Origin of the sequence: Caballeronia sp. LZ024, from assembly GCF_031451455.1 — a bacterium.
GTDB classification, from domain to species: domain Bacteria; phylum Pseudomonadota; class Gammaproteobacteria; order Burkholderiales; family Burkholderiaceae; genus Caballeronia; species Caballeronia telluris.
The window spans coordinates 1,185,479-1,206,724 of record NZ_JARUXL010000004.1; the positions used below are offsets into that span (position 1 = coordinate 1,185,479).

At 66.4% G+C, this 21,246-nt stretch carries 18 protein-coding genes; 7 read left to right on the forward strand and 11 right to left on the reverse strand.

Translation table 11 applies throughout. The features are described 5' to 3' along the window. Positions 1–8: 8 nt before the first annotated feature. The 6 genes from zwf to QCE48_RS27750 all read right to left on the reverse strand — a co-directional run bounded on the left by zwf (position 9) and on the right by QCE48_RS27750 (position 6,153). Positions 9–1,481 (reverse strand): glucose-6-phosphate dehydrogenase, encoded by a 1,473-nt coding sequence (gene zwf / locus QCE48_RS27725; protein WP_309781703.1) that lies wholly within the window; start codon positions 1,479–1,481, stop codon positions 9–11. 185 nt (positions 1,482–1,666) lie between these two features. Beyond that, positions 1,667–2,566: a LysR family transcriptional regulator gene (locus QCE48_RS27730; protein ID WP_309781704.1), complete on the reverse strand. Its 900-nt coding sequence runs from the start codon at positions 2,564–2,566 to the stop codon at positions 1,667–1,669. A gap of 72 nt (positions 2,567–2,638) precedes the next feature. Next, entirely contained in the window at positions 2,639–4,708 is a 2,070-nt protein-coding gene (locus tag QCE48_RS27735) for a pyridoxamine 5'-phosphate oxidase family protein (protein WP_309781706.1), read from the reverse strand. Between the two features lie 51 nt (positions 4,709–4,759). Continuing rightward, positions 4,760–5,377 (reverse strand): glutathione S-transferase, encoded by a 618-nt coding sequence (locus QCE48_RS27740; protein ID WP_309781707.1) that lies wholly within the window; start codon positions 5,375–5,377, stop codon positions 4,760–4,762. A gap of 144 nt (positions 5,378–5,521) precedes the next feature. Beyond that, on the reverse strand, positions 5,522–5,857 hold the full coding sequence (locus QCE48_RS27745) for a hypothetical protein (protein WP_309781708.1): 336 nt from the start codon (positions 5,855–5,857) through the stop codon (positions 5,522–5,524). A 113-nt stretch (positions 5,858–5,970) separates the two neighbouring features. Continuing rightward, positions 5,971–6,153 carry a DUF1289 domain-containing protein gene (locus QCE48_RS27750; RefSeq protein ID WP_087628756.1) on the reverse strand — a complete coding sequence of 61 codons (183 nt, stop codon included), beginning with the start codon at positions 6,151–6,153 and terminating at the stop codon, positions 5,971–5,973. 221 nt (positions 6,154–6,374) lie between these two features. Here QCE48_RS27750 and QCE48_RS27755 point away from each other — a divergent pair, with 221 nt between their 5' ends. After that, entirely contained in the window at positions 6,375–8,876 is a 2,502-nt protein-coding gene (locus QCE48_RS27755; protein WP_309781709.1) for a PAS domain-containing protein, read from the forward strand. A 131-nt stretch (positions 8,877–9,007) separates the two neighbouring features. Next, positions 9,008–11,014 carry an AI-2E family transporter gene (locus QCE48_RS27760; RefSeq protein WP_309781710.1) on the forward strand — a complete coding sequence of 669 codons (2,007 nt, stop codon included), beginning with the start codon at positions 9,008–9,010 and terminating at the stop codon, positions 11,012–11,014. 13 nt (positions 11,015–11,027) lie between these two features. Here QCE48_RS27760 and QCE48_RS27765 read toward each other — a convergent pair whose 3' ends face one another. From QCE48_RS27765 to QCE48_RS27780, 4 genes are all read right to left on the reverse strand, one after another. After that, the gene (locus QCE48_RS27765; RefSeq protein WP_062638405.1) at positions 11,028–11,261 is read right to left on the reverse strand and encodes a hypothetical protein; all 234 of its coding nucleotides are present in this window, start codon (positions 11,259–11,261) and stop codon (positions 11,028–11,030) included. Between the two features lie 78 nt (positions 11,262–11,339). Continuing rightward, positions 11,340–12,926, reverse strand: a complete 1,587-nt coding sequence (locus tag QCE48_RS27770) for a methyl-accepting chemotaxis protein (RefSeq protein ID WP_309781711.1) — start codon at positions 12,924–12,926, stop codon at positions 11,340–11,342. A gap of 149 nt (positions 12,927–13,075) precedes the next feature. Then, positions 13,076–13,867, reverse strand: coding sequence for a 3-hydroxybutyrate dehydrogenase (locus tag QCE48_RS27775; RefSeq protein WP_309781712.1), 792 nt, complete (start codon positions 13,865–13,867; stop codon positions 13,076–13,078). Positions 13,868–13,941: 74 nt separating this feature from the next. Then, complete coding sequence (locus QCE48_RS27780; RefSeq protein ID WP_309781713.1) at positions 13,942–15,342, reverse strand: GntP family permease; 1,401 nt, start codon at positions 15,340–15,342, stop codon at positions 13,942–13,944. 309 nt (positions 15,343–15,651) lie between these two features. Here QCE48_RS27780 and QCE48_RS27785 point away from each other — a divergent pair, with 309 nt between their 5' ends. The 4 genes from QCE48_RS27785 to QCE48_RS27800 all read left to right on the forward strand — a co-directional run bounded on the left by QCE48_RS27785 (position 15,652) and on the right by QCE48_RS27800 (position 19,101). After that, on the forward strand, positions 15,652–17,094 hold the full coding sequence (locus tag QCE48_RS27785) for a sigma 54-interacting transcriptional regulator (protein ID WP_309783723.1): 1,443 nt from the start codon (positions 15,652–15,654) through the stop codon (positions 17,092–17,094). 70 nt (positions 17,095–17,164) lie between these two features. Beyond that, on the forward strand, positions 17,165–17,422 hold the full coding sequence (locus tag QCE48_RS27790; protein WP_309781714.1) for a hypothetical protein: 258 nt from the start codon (positions 17,165–17,167) through the stop codon (positions 17,420–17,422). 74 nt (positions 17,423–17,496) lie between these two features. Further along, positions 17,497–18,720 carry a serine hydrolase domain-containing protein gene (locus tag QCE48_RS27795; protein WP_309781715.1) on the forward strand — a complete coding sequence of 408 codons (1,224 nt, stop codon included), beginning with the start codon at positions 17,497–17,499 and terminating at the stop codon, positions 18,718–18,720. Between the two features lie 81 nt (positions 18,721–18,801). Further along, positions 18,802–19,101 (forward strand): H-NS histone family protein, encoded by a 300-nt coding sequence (locus tag QCE48_RS27800; protein ID WP_309781716.1) that lies wholly within the window; start codon positions 18,802–18,804, stop codon positions 19,099–19,101. Positions 19,102–19,126: 25 nt separating this feature from the next. Here the strand turns inward: QCE48_RS27800 and QCE48_RS27805 are convergent, their stop codons facing one another. Next, on the reverse strand, positions 19,127–19,696 hold the full coding sequence (locus QCE48_RS27805; RefSeq protein ID WP_309781717.1) for a lipocalin family protein: 570 nt from the start codon (positions 19,694–19,696) through the stop codon (positions 19,127–19,129). A 588-nt stretch (positions 19,697–20,284) separates the two neighbouring features. Between QCE48_RS27805 and QCE48_RS27810 the strand changes: the two genes are divergently transcribed. Continuing rightward, entirely contained in the window at positions 20,285–21,238 is a 954-nt protein-coding gene (locus QCE48_RS27810) for an AEC family transporter (protein WP_309783725.1), read from the forward strand. Positions 21,239–21,246: the final 8 nt, after the last annotated feature.

A 21,246-nucleotide genomic window follows, 5' to 3' on the forward strand; every position in this document is an offset into this window, starting at 1 on the left:
GACGTGGCTCAGGCCTCTTCGGCCCAGGCCATGTTCTCGCGCGCCATCAGCGCCGACGATGCCGCCGGCCCGAACGTCCCCGCCGTGTAGGTGCGCGGCCGGTCGTTCAGCTCCTTCCAGCCGCCGAGAATCGGTTCGACCCACGCCCACGCGGCTTCGAGTTCGTCGCGCCGCATGAAGTGCGTGAGACGCCCACGGATCACGTCGATGAGCAGACGCTCGTAGGCTTCCGCGCGACGCTCGGTGAACGCCTGCTGCAAGTCGAGGTTCAGGTTCACCGGCAGCATGTGCATGCCGCTGCCGGGTTCCTTCGCGAGCATCTGAAGCTGGATCGACTCTTCCGGCTGCAACTGGATGATGAGCCGGTTGCCGTAGTTGCGCGGGCCGCTCGGGATGATCGAGAACGGCAGGTCGGCGAAATCGATCACGATCTCCGATTGCCGTTTCTGCAACCGCTTGCCGGTGCGCAGGAAGAACGGCACGTTGGCCCAGCGCCAGTTGTTGATATGCGCGCGGATCGCGACGAAGGTCTCGGCGCGGCTGTCCTGCGGCACGTTCGCCTCTTCGAGATACCCCTTCACCGGCTCGCCGCCGATCGCGCCCGCCGCATACTGGCCGCGCACGGTATCGCGCGCGATGTCGGCGACCGACATCGGCCTGAGCGAGCGCAGGACTTTGAGCTTTTCGTCGCGCACGGCATCGGGATCGAGCGACACGGGCGGCTCCATCGCGACGATGCACAGCAGTTGCAACAAGTGGTTCTGCACCATGTCGCGCAGCGCGCCCGTCTGGTCGTAGAAGCCCGCGCGGCTGCCGACGCCCACCGTTTCCGACACCGTGATCTGCACGCTCTTGATATACGGCGCCTGCCACAGCGGCCCGAAGATCGCGTTGCCGAAGCGCAGCACCATCAGGTTCTGCACGGTCTCCTTGCCGAGATAGTGGTCGATGCGATAGATCTGCGCTTCCTTGAAATGCCGCCCGACCGATGCGTTGATCGCCTGCGCCGAAGCGAGATCATGACCGAGCGGCTTTTCGAGCACGACGCGCGAATGCTCGTCGACGAGACCCGCGTTCGCGAGGTTATCGCAGATGGTGGTGAAGAGATCCGGCGCGGTCGCGAGATAGAAGACGCGCAGCGCGTTCGGCCGCGACACCTGCGCGAGCCGCTCGAAGTCGGCGGCGCTGTCGATGTCGATGCGCACGTAGTCGAAGAGCGCGAGGAACTTGTCCCACGCTTGGGCGTCGAGCGCCTTCGCGTCGACGAACGGGCGCGAGTGCTCTTCCATGAACGCGAGGTAGTCGTCGCGCGACCAGTCCTTGCGGCCGATCGCGATGATGCGCGTCTCGGCCGGCAGGTTGCAGTGCAGATGCGCCATGTAGAGCGCGGGCAAAAGCTTGCGGGCGGACAGGTCGCCGCCGCCGCCGAAGATGATCATGTCGACGGGACGGTCGGTGGCGGATGGGTTCTGTGTCGTCATGGTGCGTAGGGGTCGCCGGTTGAAGGGGCCCTGAAAGGCCGATTGAAGAGGCAAGATCAGAACGGTCCGAAGATTGCTATGTTGCATGCTTTGCGCTTTTTTTGCACGCAACGCCGCCTGCGCGCCGCGTGGCGCGACCGTGAGCCGGAAGTCTTTCAAAAAGTCGAGACCGACTCTGCGTCCGGTTAATTCAGCGACGGGTCGGCGCGCAGGGTATCGATGGCGAGGTCGAGGAACGCACGGACCTTCTGCGTCGCATGCCGCCCTTCGCGATGCACGACCTGGATCGGCAGCGCGGGCGGCTCGAAATCCGGCAGCACGATCTCGAGCGTGCCGTCGCGCAAGTGCTGCGCAATCTGGTACGACAAAAGGCGCGTGATGCCGAAGCCCGCGACGGCGGCCGTGATCGCGGCGTCGTTGGTGGTGGTCGTGAGGCGCGGCTGAAGGCGCACGACCGTTTGCTTGCCGTCGTCGAAGAGACGCCATTCGGGCGTCGTCGAGATGCCGCTCGCGAGAATCGTCGTGTGGCCGCTCAGGTCTTCCGGGCGGCGCGGCGTGCCGTGTTCCTTCAGATAACCAGGCGACGCGCACAGCACGCGCCGCACGCGGCCGACGCGGATCGCCTGCAAGGTGGAATCCGGCATCTCGCCGATGCGCACCGCGACGTCGATCCCCTCGTCGACCAGATTCACCACGCGGTCGATGAACCACGCGTTGACGTCGGCCTGCGGATAGCGCGACAGATAGTCGATCACGACCGGCATCACGAAGTACTTGCCGAACAGCATCGGCGCGGTGATCGTCAACTGGCCGCGCGGCGTCGAGTGCGTGCCGGTCGCCGAGCGTTCGGCGTCGTCGACTTCGCCGAGAATGCGGCGGCAGTCCTCGAAATAGGCCGTGCCGACCTCCGTCAGCCGCACGACGCGCGTCGTGCGCGTGAGGAGCCGCACGCCGAGCCGCTCTTCCAGTTCCGTCACGACGCGGCTCACCACCGAGGGCGAGACGTCTAGTTTGCGCGCGGCGGACGCAAAGCCGCCGGTTTCGACTACGGTCACGAACGTCGCCATCGCCTGGAATCGGTCCATCTCGCTCTCTCTGTGCCCGCGGTGACGTGCATTCTCAGACATGCGACGCCGCGGAGCAATGGCGAGGCGCTTTTACAGATCGAGCACGAGCGGCCCCGCATGCGAGGCGGCGGGCACGGCGCAGCAGATGAGCGCCTCGTCGTCGCCTATCTGAAACGACGGCGCGACCGGATACGCGACCTCGCCCTCGATGACGCGCGTCCTGCACGTTCCGCAGCTTCCGCCGCGGCAACTGAATTCGGGCGCGAGGCCGCGCGCTTCGGCGAGTTCGAGCAGCGTGCCGGCGGCGGGCGTCCAGCGCGCTTCCTTCGACGACTTCACGAACGCCACCGGCACGGCTTCGGTCGCGGGAAGGCGGGCAGGCGACTTGGATGCGCCTTCGTCCCGCTTGCGCGCGAGCCCGGACGGGCCAAACGCTTCGGCATGAATGCGTCCATCGGCGACGTTCAGGCTGCGCAGGCCGTCGTAGATCGCCTGCATGAAGGCGGCGGGGCCGCACAGATAGAAGTCGTAGTCGTCGAAGGGAAGGATGCCTTTGAGCATGTCGATGTCGATGCGGCCTTCGATGTCGTAATCGGCGCCTTCACGCGCGTCTTCGGTATTCGTCAGTGAGCGGATCACGTGCACGGCGCCGCCCGCGCGTTCGGCGAGGCCGCGGATTTCATCGGCGAAAGCGCGCTCTGCCAGCGAACGCGCCGCGTGGAAAAACCACACCGGCCGCACGCGCCGCTTGCGCTCTCCTTCATAGACGAGGTGACGCAGCATCGCGAGCATCGGCGTCACGCCGACGCCCGCCGCGATCAGCACGGCCGGGCGCGTCTCGCTGGCGTCGATCGTGAAGTCGCCGGCCGGAGCGCGCGCCTCGACGATGCCGCCCGCGCGCAGCGTGTCGTGCAGATGCGCCGACACGATCCCCTGGCGCTTCACGCTGATGCGATAGAAACCGTCCGACGGCGCGACGGACAGCGTGTACGTGCGGATCGCGGGCGGACCGCCTTCAGCCGTCGTCACGCGGATCGGCAGATGCTGGCCGGCCGCGTGCGCGACGATGCCCGCGCCATCCGCCGGTTCGAGATAAAACGAGCGGATCGCGTCGCTCTCGTCGACTATCTTCGCGACGCGAAACGGCCGCCACGCGCGGGCGAGCGAGGCCGCGTTCAGACGCTCGGCGGTTTCGTTCCAGTTTCCGGTCAGAAGCGAATTCGGCGACTGGCCGGCGGCGTCGGCGTGCCAGCGCAGCGGCAGCGCGTCGGCACGATAGACGATCCGGCGCGGCGCGAAGCGCCACAGCCGCTCCGCGCCCTGGAACGCGGCGATCTCCGGCGAATCGAGGATGACTTCGGCGTCGCCCGCGAGTTGCAGCAGATCGCCGGTGTCGAAATCGGCGAAGACCAGACCCGCCTTGCCGTTCACCAGGATGTTGCCGAGCGTGTTGAAGAACAGGTTGCCCGCGAAATCGGGGATCGTGAGCACGCCGTCTTGCGCAAGACGCACGAAGCCCGGCTTGCCGCCGCGATGCGAAACGTCGACTTGCCGTTCGCCGTTCTCGCGGTCCGCGTAGGACGCGACAAAGAACGTGTCCGCGTTCGCGATCATGTGCGCGGCGCGTGCGGACAGCCGGTCGAGCCGTTCGGGCGCAGTCGACGCGCGCACGGCCGGATCGCGAATCGACTCGAAGTCGCGCAACTGGATGTACTGCGGACAGTTCCCGTAGCTCTGCACGACCTCGACGCCGAACGCCGCGTCGCTGTCGCGCCGGATCACGCCGTTCAGACGATTGCGCCGGCGCGTGGCGAGGTCGATGCCGAGCAGGCCGATCGCGGCGCCGTCGCCGAAACCGGCATCGGCGGGGTCGTCGGGATCGCGCGCTGCGTGCACGTCGAGCATCGCGGGGGTCGGCGCTTGCAGGAAGCCCGGCTGGCCCGCAAGCACGGTCGCCCAGGCGTCGCCTTCGGCATCGACCGCGCCCGCCACGATGAACGGCAGCAGTGGATAGAACTGCCGATGCTGGTCAAGCAGATGATCGCGCACGAAGCGGCGCCCGGGGCCGTCCATCCGCTCGACGACACCCGCGTTGCGCTGCAGCGCGAGTTCGCCATCGTGCCAGGGTGAACGCAGACTCGCTTTCAAGATGCTGGACATGATGATTCGCCTTTCGACGTGAATGAAGCGGCCAGACGCGGCTAGACGCGCTCAGGCGGCCGCGGTGAGCCCGGCGGGCGTCTGCTGGAACTCGACGAAGCCCGGCAGCGCCTCGATGCGCGCGAGCCACGCATTCACGTTGCGATAGCCGGAGAGATCGACGTTGCCTTCCGGCGCGCGCGCGATGTAGCTGTAGAGCGCGACGTCGGCGATGGTCGGGTGGTCGGCCGCGAGCCATTCGCGGCCGGCCAGTTCTTCGTCGATCAGCTTGAGGACCGCGTGCGCGCGGGCGATCACTTCCTTCGCGTTGAACGGCGCGCCGAACACGGTGACGAGGCGCGCGGCCGCCGGGCCGAACGCGATCTGCCCCGCCGCGACCGACAGCCAGCGCTGCACGGCGGCCGCATCGGCGGGTGCGGTCGGCAGCCAGTCTTCCTTGGCGTATTTCTTCGCGAGATAGACGAGGATCGCGGCTGAATCGGCGATGACCGTGTCGCCATCGACGAGCACGGGAATCTGGCCGAAGCGGTTCAGGCGCAGGAACTCGGGCGACTTGTGCTCGGCCGCCGCCAGATCGACGTGAACGATCTCATGCGGCACGCCGAGCAGCGACAGGAACAGGCGGGCGCGGTGAGCGTGGCCGGACAGCGGGTGGTGATAGAGCTTCATGGGCGACTCCTTCGATCGGTGGATGGGCCGGGGCGTTTCCCTGGCGCTGGATCGAAGTGTGGGGTCGCGGCCTGCGTTGTTGAATACCAGCGAAATTCAATTCACCATTCTCGAAACGAGAATGGTGAGCGATGCGGGCGCCTTTTAGTCCGGCGTTTGTCCGTCCGGCTTGACGTTCACCTTGCTGCCCGCGAGCGGCGAGCCATAACCGCCGCCGAGCGCATTGTTCGGCAGCCCGTTGGCGAGTTGCGCGCGCGGATCGGTCGGATTGAGGTTGAGCTCGCCGGCCTGCTGGTTGCCGTGCGAAGGATACTGGCTGCCGAGCGCCGCGTTCGGCTGAAGCTTCGGGTTGTTCTCGGGCGCGGACATGTCGGTTTCGGGATTGGGCCGCGACAGCGACTGGGCGCTCGCGGCCTGAATCGACAGGCAGGCAACAGCGGACATCGACACGGCGAGGGCCGTGCGCACGATAGCGTTCATGACTGAACTCCCTGGAGATGACGAGGTTCGTGTCCGGTCCACGCGTCGTGTCGGTCGGTTTGCCGCGGCGTGGTCATTGAGACCAGTCTAGTCCACCGTCTTGGCGCGCGCCTTCATTTGCCGTGCTTCTTGAGCTTGTGTTTGCGCTTGCCGCGTTCGTCGATGATTCTTGTCCGGTGTTTGTCCTTCATCTTCTTCCACTGCTTGCATTCGTCCTTCGTGCGCAGGCAGCCGATGCAAAAGCCCGTCTTCTCGTCGAATTTGCAGATGCTGATGCAGGGCGATTCCACGGCCATGAACGGTTCACTCGGATTGTCGGCTTGGGGACGGTCAATCTCGCATGCCGCGTGCCCGCCCGGCCAACTGATTGTTTCAATGGCGTCCATAGGCGAGGGCGGCCGGTCGAGGCATCGCGAGCGCAGGTAAGCCGTTTTCTCCGATGCTAAGATGCGCGCATTATCCATCGCGTGATAACGCGCGATCAAACGCGGCCGGGTGCGCTCTGGCACTTCATGACATGCGGCGACCACTTGTCTTTTCAACCTTGAGCCGGCTCGAATTCGAGCGTGCGGTGCTTGGCCGTGTCGTGGCCGGCATGCCGCTCGCCGAGGTGCTCGCGCACGTGATCCATCGCGTGGAGGCGCTCTCGGGCGAGCGCATGTACGCGTCGATCCTGCTCGTCGATGCAAGCGGCAAGCATCTCGTGCACGGCGCCGCGCCGAGCCTGCCCGCGAGCTACAACCAGGCGATCGACGGCCTCGAATTCGGCCCGATGACGGGTTCCTGCGGCGCGGCGGCGTACAACGCGGTGCCGGTGATCGTCGACGACATAGAGACCGATCCGCTCTGGGAGAATTTCCGCGATCTCGCGCTGAGTCACGGCCTGCGCGCGTGCTGGTCGGCGCCGATCCGTGCCGCCGACGGCCGCGTGCTCGGCACCTTCGCGAACTACTATCCGATTCCGAAAAGCCCGTCGAACGACGATCTCGAAGAGATCGCGTTCGTCGCGAGCGTGACCGCGCTCGCCATCGAGCGCTATAACGGCGACCGCGCGCTGCGCGAAAGCGAGGAGCGGTTGCGCATCGCGCAGCAGGCGGGCCGTGTCGGCACCTTCGAGCTGTTTCCGGAGCGCGGGCGCGTCGCGTTGTCGGAGGAATTCTGCCGGCAGTGGGGTCTGCCGGTGCTCGCCGAATTCGACATCACCGAATTGATCGCGCTGATTCATCCGCAGGATCGCGCGCACGTGCTGACGGGCACGCCCGAGGTGCCGAATCACGCGCTCGACTACCTCGAATACCGCGTCCGCCGCCCCGATACCGGCGAGGAACGCTGGATGGGCCGCCGCGGCGAGGCGATCGACGGCGCGCTCGGCAAGCGCTATCTCGGCGTGTCCTACGACATCACGGAGCACAAGCGCGTCGAGGAGCGGCTGCGCGTGAGCGAGGCGCAGTTGCGGCGCCTGAACGATTCGCTCGCGGCCGAAGTCGAGGCGCGCACGCGCGAGCGCGACCGTATCTGGCGCAATTCGCGCGATCTCTTCATGGTGGCAAGCGAGGACGGCGTGCTCGGCGCGATGAATCCGGCATGGACGTCGATTCTCGGTTTCACCGAGGATGAACTGGTCGGCCGCACGTTCGAGTCGATCGTGCATCCCGAAGACGCCGACGCGACCCGCACCGCGCTCGAAGTAGCGATCGGCGCGGGCTTTGCGCGCTTCGAAAACCGCAACCGGCACAAGGACGGCACGTATCGCTGGGTGTCGTGGGTCGTGACGCGCGAAGGCGGCGCGCTCTACGGCAACGGACGCGACATCACGCGCGAGAAGGAGACGCAGCGCGCGCTGCGTCAGACCGAAGAGGTGCTCAGGCAGGCGCAGAAGATGGAAGCGCTCGGGCAACTGACGGGCGGCATCGCGCACGACTTCAACAACCTGCTGCAAGGCATCACCGGGCCGCTCGAACTGATTCGCCGCTTCGTGCAGTTGGGGCGCATCGACGAAATCGACCGCTTCATCACGATGGCGATGGGTGCGGCCAGTCGCGCGGCTTCGCTCACCCATCGGCTGTTGGCGTTTTCGCGGCGCCAGCCGCTCGACCCCAAGCCAGTCAACGCCGACGAGCTGCTGCATTCCATCGACGACCTGTTGCGCCGGACGATGGGCGAGGCGATCGACGTCAAGGTGATCCGCAACGAGCAACTGTGGCTCACCCGTTGCGATGCCAACCAGCTCGAAAACGCGCTGCTCAATTTCGCGATCAACGCGCGTGACGCGATGCCCGATGGCGGCAGCCTCACGCTCGGAACCGCCAACGCGGAACTGGACGCCGAGTTCGCCGCGCGCCATCCGGAGGTGCTGCCGGGGTCCTACGTCGCGGTGTCGGTGTCGGACACGGGGAGCGGCATGCCCGACGACGTCCGCGAGCGCGCCTTCGACCCGTTTTTCACGACCAAGCCGCTCGGGCAGGGCACGGGACTCGGGCTCTCGATGGCCTACGGTTTCGCGCGGCAGTCGGGCGGCATCGCGACGATCGACAGCGCGCCCGGCGCCGGCACCACGGTGCGGCTCTACCTGCCGCGCCATCAGGGCGGCGCCGCGCGCGTCGAAGCCGTGGGCGAACTGAGCGAAGCGCATCGCGCGCAGGAGCGGCACGCGATCCTCGTCGTCGAGGACGATGCTTCGGTGCGCGAGCTCGTCTGCGAAATCCTGCGCGACCTCGACTACGAAGTGATGGAAGCCGTCGATGGACCGGCCGGCCTCGCCGTGCTGAATTCGCCCGCGCGCATCGACCTGCTCGTGACCGATGTCGGCCTGCCGGGCCTGAACGGCCGCCAGCTCGCCGATGCCGCGCGCGCCACGCGGCCGTCGCTGAAAGTGCTTTTCATGACGGGCTACGCCGAAGCGGCTGCGCGCGGCAGCGGCTTTCTCGACGCCGGCATGGAACTGATCACGAAACCGTTCACGCTGGAATCGATGGCGAGCCGCATCCGGCGCATCGTCGCGACGCCCTCGCCGCAATAACGCGGGGCGACGCGGCTCCCGGATTGTCTCACCGTCGCTATCCCGCAGGCGCTCACCTTGCCGAAGAAGCGGCACGTTGCTTGCTTCACTGCTTGTGCCGCGACTTCCCGCCGCCCTACGAGGACGACTCCATGCCGCAACTGCCCGGCTCGCGCCGGCCGCCCGCCAAGGTCCTGCCGCCCGAGGTGCCGAGCATCCGGGCGTTGACGTCGCTCGTGACCGGCGTCGTCGTGATCTGCGCGCTTTACTTCGGGCGCGCGGTCATGATTCCGATCATCCTCGCCGTGCTCCTTAGTTTCCTGCTCGCGCCTTTCGTCGACCTGCTGCGGCGCTTCAAGTTCGGGCAGGTGCCTTCGGTGATCGTCGCGGTGCTGCTGGCGCTTTCCGTGCTGACGGCGGTCGGCGCGCTGATCGGCGCGCAGATCGCGCAGCTAGCCGGCGATTTGCCGAAGTATCAGGTCGCGGTCGAGCGCAAGGTCGACGCGGTGCAGAAGATGACCGTCGGTCGCGCCGATGAGTTTCTCGGCAAGGCTTCGCACGCGCTCAAGCGTCTCTCGCCCGCGCGCGAGCAGGAGGCGCGCAAGGACGAAAACGATCAGACCGTCTCGCCGATCGATCAGCCGATGCCGGTCGAAGTGCACGAGCCGTCGCCGTCGCCGCTGGAACTCGCGCAGCGTTTCCTCTCGCCCGTGATCAGTCCGCTGGAGACGACCGGCATCGTGCTCGTCGTCGCGATCTTCATCCTGTTGCAGCGAGAAGACCTGCGCGACCGGCTGATCCGGCTCTTCGGCTCGCGCGACCTGCACCGCGCGACCACCGCGATGGACGAAGCTGCGCGCCGGCTCTCGCGCTATTTCCTCGCGCAACTCGGCATCAACGTGGGCGTGGGGATCGTCATCGCGATCGGGCTTGCGATCATCGGCGTGCCCGGCGCGCTGCTGTTCGGCGTGATCGCGACCTTGCTGCGCTTCGTGCCGTACGTCGGCACGTGGATCGCCGCGCTGATCGCCGTCGTGTTCGCGGCGGCCGTCGGTCCAGGCTGGTCGATGCTGATCTGGACCATCGTCCTGTTCGGCGTCACTGACGTGCTCGCGGGCCAAGTGGTCGAGCCGCTGCTGTACGGGCACAGCACGGGGCTGTCGCCGTTCGCGGTGATCGTCGCGGCGATTTTCTGGAGCTGGATCTGGGGGCCGATCGGCCTCGTGCTTTCGACGCCGCTCACGCTCTGTCTCGTGATTCTGGGACGCCACGTCGACCGGCTGGAGTTCCTCGACGTGCTGTTCGGCGACCGGCCCGCGCTCACGCCAGCCGAAAATTTCTACCAGCGCCTGCTGGCGAACGATCCCGACGAAGCGCTGATCCAGGCGGAGTCGCTGCTGAAAGAGCGCTCGCTCACGGCGTATTACGACGAAGTCGCGCTCGCAGGCCTGCGTTTCGCGCACAACGACGTGATGCGCGGCGTGGTGACGGTGGACCAGTTGCGGCGGATCAACGAATCGGCGCTCGACATCATCGAAGGTCTGGAAGACGCCGAGGATCTCGTCACCGCGCGCGCGCCCGAAGAGGAGCCGCCCGCGAGTCTCGAAAGCGCGAGCGAGCGCGCGGGCGTTGCGTCGGAGTCGCCTCCCGAGCGCTTCGATGCCGCGCGCGAAGGGCACACGGCGTCGGTGCTGTGCATCGCGGGGCGCGGCGAACTCGACGATCTCGCCGCGACCATCGCCGTGCAGCTTTTCAGGAAGCACGGCATGAGCGCCGACCTCGCGCCCTACGAGCGTTTCTCGCGCAACCGCTTTGCGGACGTGGACCTGAGCGGCGTGTCGATCATGTGCGTCGTCTCGTTCGATGCCGCCGAATCGCCGCCGTATCTGCGTAACTTGCTGCGGCGGCTGCATCAGCGGGCGTCGTCGGCGGAACTGATCGTCGGGCTCGTCGTGCCGGAAAGTTCGCTGCAAGGCGAAGCGCTCGTGCGCACCAGCTCGGCGGCGACGTCGTTCAAGGAGCTCGTCGATGCCTGTGTCGCCGCCGCGCGCCGCCAGTCGAACGACGGCGTGTCGTGGGCCGGGCTCAATCCGCCCGACGAAGCGGCCGAGGACAAGCCGCAAGAGGCGCCGCGCGTGCCCGTGTTGCGCGGCGCCTGAACGCGGCGCGCGCTCAGCGGTTGCCGTCGAAGAGATCGTTCAGCATGGTGTCGAAGGCCGCCTGCGCTTCTTCCAGTTCCTGAAGCGCGGCGTCGAACGTCTGCAGCGCCATCTGCGACGGGCGGCCGTCGCCTTCCGGCGGAAATTGCGTCTGAAGCGCGGTGAAAGCCGTCTGCACCTGCTTCGTCGCGTTCACGATGCGTTCCATCGCCCGCGCTTCTTCTACGCGATTATTTTCAGCGCTCATCGAATACTCCTCGGTGGTAATGCTCCGATAGTACCAAGCGATGCCGACTCCGGCTCTGCGTCAGCGCTGCTTCGTCCTCTACGCGCCGACGCGCGGGCGCTCCTCGATCCTGGGGACCGTGAACAGGCGCACGGCCGCGTCGAGCACGCCCGCGCGGTCGACGAGACTCTGCGCGGTCGCCGCCGCCTGTTCCACGAGTGCGGCGTTTTGCTGCGTGGCGTCGTCGAGATTCGCGACTGCCTCATTCACCTGGCGGATGCCGAGCGCCTGTTCGCTGCTCGCGTTCGCCACTTCGAGAATGATCGCCGAGACGCGGTTGACGGCGGCGTCGATCGCGCGCATCTGGCTCGTCGTGCGCGCGACGAGCCCGGTTCCGGCCTCGATCTGCGCGGCGCTCGCCTTCACCACGCCTTCGATTTCCTTCGCCGCCGCCGCCGACCGCTGGGCGAGATTGCGCACCTCGCTCGCGACGACCGCGAACGAGCGCCCCGCCTCGCCCGCGCGGGCGGCCTCGACGGCGGCGTTCAGCGCGAGGATGTTGGTCTGGAACGCGATGCCGTCGATCACGCCGGTGATGTCGGCGATGCGCCTCGCAGCCGCGTTGATGCCCGCCATCTTCTCTTCGACCTGGCTCGCGATCCGGTCGCCGTCGTTGGCCGCGGCGAGCGCTTCCCTGACGACGTCGAGCGCACGCGCGCTGGCGTCGGCGTTGCCCTCGACGGTGGCGGTGATCTGCTCCATCGCGGAGGCCGTGTCCTGCAGCGAGTGCGCCTGCGATTCCGTGCGGCGCGACAGTTCCGTGTTGCCGGTCGAAATTTCGCGCGCGGAGTCGAGCAATCCGCCGATCTGGCCGCGCACGTCGAAGACGATCGCCGAGAGATTCGCCTTCAACTGATTCAACGCGCGCTGCACGTCGCCGAGATCGCCTTCGGCGCCGGCCTGCGTATCGGCGGTCAGATCGCCCGAGGCCATGCGCGCGGCGAATCGGGACATGGCGCGCACGGGCGTGTCGAGCTGGCGCGCGAGCGACAGCCAGCCGCACGCGGCGGCGGCGGCGCCCGCCGCGAGCGCGATCCAGAACGGCAGCGGCGGTGCGCCGCGCCACTCCACCATGCCCGCCACCGCGAGTGCGAGCGGCGCGGCGGCGTGGCTCGCGACCAACCGCGATGCCAGCGGCATCTGCCTGAGCCGTTGCCACGTTCCCGCGATGCCAGTTCGCCTCAGTACGCCGTGTTCGAGCCGCGCGCCGTGCAGCATTCCCGCGCGCATCGTCGCGTAGAGCGCATCGGCGGCTTTCACTTCGTCGCGGCCGGGTTTGACGCGCACGCTCAGATAACCGACCGCCTTGCCGTTCTCCAGAACCGGCGTGACGTTCGCGCGCACCCAGTAGTGATCGCCGTTCTTGCGCCGGTTCTTGACGATCCCGGTCCACGAGCGGCCAGTACGTATCGTCGACCAGAGATCGGCGAACGCTTCGCGCGGCATGTCGGGATGGCGGATGATGTTGTGCGGCTGACCGGTCAGGTCTTCCTTCGAATAGCCGGAAACGGCGACGAAGGCCGGATTGCAGTACTGGATGTTGCCAGAGAGATCGGTCGCGGAGACGAGCATCTGCGACGCCGGATAGTCGTATTCGTGCTGGCTGACGGGCTGGTTGTTGCGCATGCGGATGTCCTTGTATCGTCGTTCTGACGCGCCGCGACCGCGGCGCGCTGGCTTGTGCATACAAGGCATAACGGCGATTAACCCCACATTCTTAAGGGGTATCCGACTAACGCGCTCGGGTAAACGAGGGCTTCAGTCTTGCGCGAGGCTCACTGCGCGCTCCAGCCGCCGTCGATCTGGAGCGCCGCGCCGCGCATTTCGCTGGCGGCGTTCGAGCAGAGGAACACGGCCATCTCGCCGATCTGCTGCGGCGTCACGAATTGCGCCGACGGCTGTTTTTCGCCGAGCAGTTTCGCCCGCGCGTCGTCGGGTGAGAGCGATTCGCGGGCGGCGAGGTCGTCGATCTGTTTCTGCACGAGCGGCGTGAGCACGAAGCCCGGGCAGATCGCGTTGACGGTCACGCCGGTGCGCGCGTTTTCGAGCGCGGCGACCTTCGTCAGCCCGACGATGCCGTGCTTCGCCGCCACATACGCCGACTTGCCCGCCGAGCCGACCAGCCCGTGCACCGAAGCGATATTGATGACGCGGCCCCAGCCGCGCTCGCGCATCGCGGGCAACGCGGCGCGCATCGTGTGGAACGCGGAACTGAGGTTGATCGCGATGATCGAATCCCAGCGCTCGACCGGAAAGGTGTCGATGGTCGCGACGTGCTGGATGCCGGCGTTGTTCACGAGGACGTCGACGGCGCCGAAGCGCTCGGCTGCAAAGGCGATCATCGCTTCGATTTCGTCGGGTTTCGACATGTCGGCGCCGTGGTAGGCGACCTGCACGCCGAGGGCTTCGATCTGCGCGACGGCAGCTTGCGAGTCGCCGAAGCCGTTGAGCACGAGATTGGCGCCGGCTGCGGCGAGCGCGGTCGCGATGCCGAGTCCGATGCCGCTCGTCGAGCCGGTGACGAGGGCGGTCTTGCCGCTGAGAGACGGGTTTGCTGCAGGGGTCATGGCGGTTCCTGTAATGGGATGAATCAGGCGATCACGGCGGGCATACATTGCTTCGGAGATACGCAGGCCTTACCTCAAACCAGCCCCGTCATGTAATACACCGCGATCACGAAGAACACCGCCAGCGTCTTGATGATCGTCACCGCGAAGATGTCGCGGTAAGACTCGCGGTGCGTGAGCCCCGTCACCGCGAGCAGCGTGATGACGGCGCCGTTGTGCGGCAGCGTGTCCATGCCGCCGCTCGCCATCGCGACCACGCGATGCAGCACTTCCAGCGGAATGTGCGCGGCTTCGGCGCCCTTGATGAAGGTATCCGACATCGCCGCGAGCGCGATGCTCATCCCGCCCGACGCCGATCCCGTGATGCCCGCGAGCGAACTCACCGACACCGCCGCGTTCACGAGCGGATTCGGAATGTTCTTGAGCGCATCGCTCACGACGATGAATCCCGGCAGCGCCGCGATCACGCCGCCGAAACCATATTCCGACGCCGTGTTCATCGCCGCGAGCAGCGCGCCCGACACCGCCGCGCGCGTGCCCACCGCGAAACGCTCCTTCACGCGGCCAAACGCCGTCAGCAACACGAGCACGATGCCGAGCAAGAGCGCGCCCTCGACGGCCCAGATCGCGACGACCGTCTTCACCGCCGTCGTCACCGGCGCGTGGACGCCCGGCAGCACGTCGGGCGCGACCGTATAGCTCGCGCCGTACCAGGTCGGAATCCACTTGGTCAGCACGAAATTCGCCACGCCGACGAGAATCAGCGGCGCGATCGCAAGCAGCGGATTCGGCAGCGACTTCGCCTCGACGCGCTCCGGCTCGTTCACGAGCGACGTGCCGTAGCCTTCACCCTTCGCCATCGCGGAACGGCGGCGCCATTCGAGAAACGTCAGCCCGACCACGATGATGAACAGCGAGCCGATCACGCCCAGCCACGGCGCCGCCCAGCCGGTGGTCTTGAAAAAGGTCGTCGGGATGATGTTCTGGATCTGCGGCGTGCCGGGCAGCGAATCCATCGTGAACGAGAACGCGCCGAGCGCGATCGCGCCGGGCATCAGGCGCTTCGGAATATTGCTCTGGCGATACATCTCGGCCGCGAACGGATAGACCGCGAACACGACCACGAACAGCGAGACGCCGCCATAGGTGAGCAGCGCGCACACCGCGACGATCACCGCATTCACGCGCGACCTGCCGATGTAGCGGATCGCCGCAGCGACGATCGACTCGGAGAATCCCGACAGTTCGATCACCTTGCCGAACACGGCGCCGAGCAGGAAGACGGGGAAATACAGCTTCACGAAGCCGACCATCTTCTCCATGAAGATGCCGGAGAAGACCGGCGCAACGGCGGCGGGCTCGGTGAGGAGCACCGCGCCGAGTGCTGCGATCGGCGCGAAGAGAATGACGCTGTAGCCGCGATAGGCGGCCAGCATCAGGAACGCCAGGGCGGCGAGCACGATGATGAAGGACATTGAGTCTCCGTTGATGTTGTTGTGGGCGGCTTCTCGTGAAAGCCAGTGTGCGGACGATGACGCGACGGGCGTCACCGTAGGCAGGTTCCGTGCCAGCGTCGGTTCCGCGCGCCTCGCGGGCTTACCCCCGCGCCAGTCGATGAGCGATTGTACTGAAATGTCCACGAAGCGAGACAGCCGTGCGTGACGAAATCTCACCCGTGAATGCTCCATTCAAAGCATGAACATGGCATTGCGGGCTGTCTCCGTTATGAGATATTCTGTCTCGATAAAGAGATCGCGATAACGATAAACATGAGACACGCATCGATGCACAACGACTGGACCACCGTGCCGGCGAATTACAGCGACGTGCTGCGGCGCGCGATGGAATCGCTTTTCAAGACCTTCGAGAACCTGAGCGAGGGCACGTTTATCGTCGATGCGGACGCGCGCGTCGTCTGGATCAACAAGCGCTATGCGGCGCGTTTCGGCTTCTCCGATCCGGCGCAGGCGATCGGCCGCGACTGCGAAGCCGTGATTCCGCACAGCCTGATGCGCGAAGTCGTGACGACCGGCAAGCCGATCCTGCTCGACGTGCTGGAAACCGACCGCGAGCCGCTCGTCGTCACGCGTCTGCCGCTCAAGGACGACCACGGCGCGACGGTCGGCGCGATCGGCTTCGCCCTCTTCGACGAGATGAAGGCGCTCACGCCGCTCTTCGCGCATTACTCGCGCGTGCAGCAGGAACTGATCGCGACGCGTCAGTCGCTCGCGCAGGCGCGGCGGGCCAAGTACACGTTCGCGAGTTTCGTCGGCACGAGCGCGGCGAGCCTCGAAGTGAAGCGCAAGGCGCGCCGCGCCGCGCAGGTCGAATCGCCGGTGTTGTTGCTCGGCGAAACCGGCACCGGCAAGGAACTGCTCGCGCACGCGATCCACGGCACCTCGACGCGCGCCGCCCGGCCGCTCGTCACCGTGAACGTCGCGGCGATCCCCGACACGCTGCTCGAAGTCGAGTTCTTCGGCGCGGCGCCGGGCGCTTACACGGGCGCGGATCGCAAGGGGCGCGTGGGAAAATTCGAGCTGGCCGACGGCGGCACGCTCTTTCTGGACGAGATCGGCGATATGCCGCTGCCGCTTCAGGGCAAGCTGTTGCGCGTGTTGCAGGACAAGGAGTTCGAGCCGCTCGGCTCGAACCGCATCGTGCGCGCGGACGTGCGGATCATCGCGGCCACCTCCGCCGATCTGCCCGCGCTGGTCGCGGCGGGCCGGTTTCGCGCGGACCTGTTCTATCGCCTGAACGTGCTGACGATCCACGCGCCGCCGCTGCGCGAACGGCTCGGCGACATCGAAGCGCTTGCCTACGCGATCCTCGAAGAACTCGCGACCGAGGCGCGTCCCGGCCACGCGGGCCACGCCGTGCTGCAGGACGATGCGCTGCGGCTTCTCTGCGCGTATCCGTGGCCCGGCAACGTGCGCGAGTTGCGCAACACGCTCGAACGCGCGCTGATGCTGTCGGACAGCGAGCATATCGACGCCCGCGCGCTCGCGCCGTTCATCGGCTCGGCGCGCGTGCAGCCTGCGGGCGAGCAGCCGGTGAGCGTCGAAGAACCCGCCATGTCCTACGCCGACGCGATGGCGAACTTCGAAAAGACCTTCCTCGTCGATGCGCTCCGCGTGAGCGGCGGCCGCGTGACGGAGACGGCAAAGCGGATCGGTATCGGCCGGGCGACGCTTTACAAGAAGATCGTGGCGCTCGGGATCGACGTGTAGCGCCGCGCACGTCGATATCCGCGTGGCATACTCCGGGGATCAAAAAATACAGCGTGAACAAGGGGTTGGCATGAAGATCGGGATACGGTTCGGCGTTTCGGTTTTGCTTGCGGCGACGGCATCGGTGCTTGCCGGTTGCAGCAGCGCGCCGCCGCTCTTTTCCGCCGACGGCCGCCCGACCACGCTGATCCAGTGCCCGGCTGCCGGCGGCTGGAGCCTGTGCACGCAAAACGCGCGCGCCACCTGTCAGGGCGGGAACTACGACGTGCTCGAACAGTCGCTCGACAACGGCCAGAACGGACTGTTGATCGCCTGCAAGCCGCAGTAAGGGCCCTGGCCTAAGCTGCGGGACGAACGGCGCTCGTGTTGCACGCTGACTGTGCCAACCCGACAGGAGAACCGATGTCGAAAGCCGGCTTTGCCCCAGAACGCCTCGCGCGCGTCACCGGCGCGCTGCAACGTTTCGTCGACTCCGGCGATGTCGCCGGCATCGTCACGCTCGCGTGGCGCCACGGCGAGATCGCTCACGCCGACACGCTCGGCTGGCGCGATCTCGACACCCGAACGCCCATGACGCGCGACACGCTCTTTCGCATCGCGTCGATGACCAAACCGGTCACGAGCGTCGCCGCGCTGATGCTGATCGAAGAAGGGCGGCTCGATTTCGACAGCGCGGTGTCGAAGTGGCTGCCGGAACTGAACAAGCTCGCGGTGCTCGCCACGCCCGACGCGCCGCTCGACCGCACCGAGCCGCTGGCCGCGCCGATCACGCTGCTCGATCTGCTCACGCATCGCGCGGGCTTCGCGTATCACTTCACGGCGGAAGGCGCGCTCGCCGACGCCTACGAGAAAGTGTTCAACGGCTTCGACGTGATGGTCGATCCGGCGCGCTGGCTGGAACATGTCGTCGAGCTTCCGCTCATGTATCAGCCGGGCGCGCGCTGGCATTACGGCATCACGACCGACGTGCTCGGCGTGCTGATCCAGCGCGTCGCGGACATGTCGCTCGACGACTTCTTCCGCACGCGCATCTTCGAGCCGCTCGGCATGCCGGATACCGGCTTTGTCGTGCCGCAGGAGAAGGTCGGCCGCCTGTCGACCTCTTACGCCGTCGATACTGCGAGCCGCCGGCAGGCGCCGGAAGATCATCCCGCGACGAGCCGCTGGATCGACCCCGCGCGTTTCCAGGGCGGCGGCGGCGGGCTCGTTTCCACCGCCGACGACTATCTGCGATTCGCCCGCATGCTGCTTGGCCGCGGCCGGCTGCAAGGCGATGCCGACGAACGCATGCGCGGCCCGCGCCTGCTCTCGCACAAGTCGATCGACCTGATGCGCTCGAACTTTCTCAGCGCCGAGCAGCGCCGCATTCCGGCGTTCGGCTTTCCCGTCTGGTCGAGCCAGGGTTTCGGCCTGGGCCTCGCGATCGTCGACGACGCCGCGCGGCAACTGCGCGCCGGCTATCGTTCGCCGGGCACCTTCGGCTGGCCCGGCGCGCTCGGCACGAGCTGGTTCGCCGATCCGGTGGAAGACATGATCGGCATCTTCATGATCCAGCGGCGCGCCGAGGAGCCGTTCCCAATGGCGCAGCAGTTTGAACGTCTGCTTTACGACGCCATCGACGACTAAACTAAAAGAACTGACGAATCCCGGCACTTTTTTAGCCGCTAGCGGTCTGCTGATCATTCGAATACTGCGGAGCAAGGATTCATGGCGACCTACAGGCAACTCACGGCACAACTCGAAAAATTGCAAGCCGAAGTCGCGGCGGCGCGCGAAAAGGAAGTCGCCGACGCTATCGCAGAAATCAAAACGAAGATCGCCGAATACGGGCTGACCGCCGAGGAACTCGGCTTTCGCGCGACGCGCGGCCGCGGCGCGGCCGTTGCGAAAAAGGCGCCGCTGCCGCCGAAATACCGCAACCCGAAGACGGGCGAAACCTGGAGCGGACGCGGACGCACGCCCGCATGGCTCGCGGGGAAGAACAAGGAACGCTTCCTGATCGAATAGCGCCGGTGCGAGCGCGCGAAAGCCGTCAGTCGTGCCGCGTCTCGCGCAACATCGTCACGTCGTAGCCGAGCGCGCGTGTCCGCTCGATCAGCGCGGTGCGTTCGGCGGCAGCGGGCCGCGCCTCGCGCGTCAGTATCCACAAGTAGCGGCCGCTCGGCTCGCCGACGATGGACCACGAATAGTCGTCGGCGTGATCCAGCACCCAATAATCGCCAACATAGAACGGTCCGAAGAACGACACCTTCAGCTTCGCATTCTCCGACCCCGCAACGATCTTCGCGCGTCCCTCAGATGCTTTGTACGGTCCCGTTAGCCCGCCCACGCGACATGCGTTGACGACGGAAACGAGGCCGTCGTCGCGTTTGGCATAGTTGGCCGTGACGGCTTCGCAGTTGCGCTCGAAGCGGTTCTCATAGCGCGCAAACTCATACCATTGACCGAGGTAGCGGTCGAGATCGACGGGCTTCGCCGGTTCCGGCACCTTTGCGTTGCCGCTCTTGCTGGCGCCTTGCGTGGCGCAGGCCGCAAGGAGGCCGACGGCGCCGATCGCGAGCACCGCCGCGGCGCCATAAAGCCAGGGACGTTTCAGGGTCATCGTTATTCCGCGCTGATGGACGAAGAGAATTCCGGTGCAGCAAGCTTCGTTCCGACCTCCCGAAAGCGCTCACCTTTGCGGCCTGCGGGCTGTCCGGAGTGTGTGCGCGAACACATTCCAATCTGCGTAAAGCACTTCGAATGAATCGTGCAAACCATTGATCCGATTGAATTTACGCATACGCGCGAGAAACGCTTTTTCCAGCATGCGACGGGCGGGTCCGGCAACCTAACGCGGGTCCCGTATTAGCTCACCTGAAGCGTCAGCAAGCGAGCGCATGCGCGGCGCGGAAAAAACCGTTGCGTATGCAACGATCGGTATAGCGGCGTGTCACGCGGGCTTTGCAAAATCGCGCAAAGCCTTATGAAACAAGGGCTTGATGGCAAACGACAGAAACTGTCGACGGCTCGCGCGGATGCTTAGAAATACTGTGAATCGCGCAATCGTGAGCTTCGGTGAGTCCTGGCGACTCACCCTGCGGCGGCTCCCGAAATGTCTCACCTTTGGCCGCGTCTCGACCTGCGGCCGGCTGCATCAGACGGTATCCTTGCCTCCACCCAACCATCCGCCGCCTGGCCGTTTCCCTTCATGCCGCCATTGGTTTCATCGCTGTTCACGCCGCTTCTCACCATCATCCTGCCGATCTTCGGGCTGATCTTCGCGGGCTTCGCCGCCGCGAGACTGCGCAAGCTCGGACCCAGCGCATCGTCCGAACTGAACCGTTTCGTCGTCTATCTTGCGTTGCCCGCGCTGCTCTTCGACATCATGGCGAAAACGCCGTGGCGCATGCTCGACCAGCCCGCGTTCATCGCGGTCTTCGGGATCGGCTCGGGGGTCGTGTTCGCCGCGACCGCGCTCGTGCGGCTCAGGCAGTCGCGCCATCTCGCCGATGCGAGCATCGACGGACTCAACGCGGCCTATCCGAATACGGGCTTCATCGGCTTGCCGCTGTGTCTGCTCGCGTTCGGCCAGCCGAGCCTCGCGCCGGCCGTCATCGCGACCATCATGACGGTGTGCGTGCTGTTCGCGGTTGCCATCGTGATGATCGAACTCGGCCTGCAGACCGAGCGGCATATCGGTGCGACGCTCGGCCGGGTCGCGAAGTCGCTCGCGACGAATCCGCTGCTCGTCGCGCCGCTCGCGGGCGCGTTGTGGAGCGGCGCGGGGATGCATGTTTCGGGCGGCGCGGAAGCGTTTCTGAAGCTGCTGGGCGGCGCGGCGAGTCCGTGTGCGCTCGTCGCGCTGGGGCTTTTTCTCGGCGAGAAGGCCGGCGTGGGCCACGCGAAGACCGCGAGCGCGCTGGTCGCGCTGAAGCTCGTCGCGCAGCCGCTGCTGACGTGGTGGCTCGCGTTTCACGTGTTTGCCCTGCCGCCGTTGTGGGCGAAGACGGCGGTGATCCTGAGCGCGCTGCCGACGGGTACCGGACCGTTCATGCTCGCCGAGTTTTATCGGCGGGAGGCGGCGGTGACATCGAGCGCGATTCTCTTTTCGACGCTTGTATCGCTCGTCACCGTGACGCTGTGTCTGGCGGCGATGCTCTGAAGCGCGTT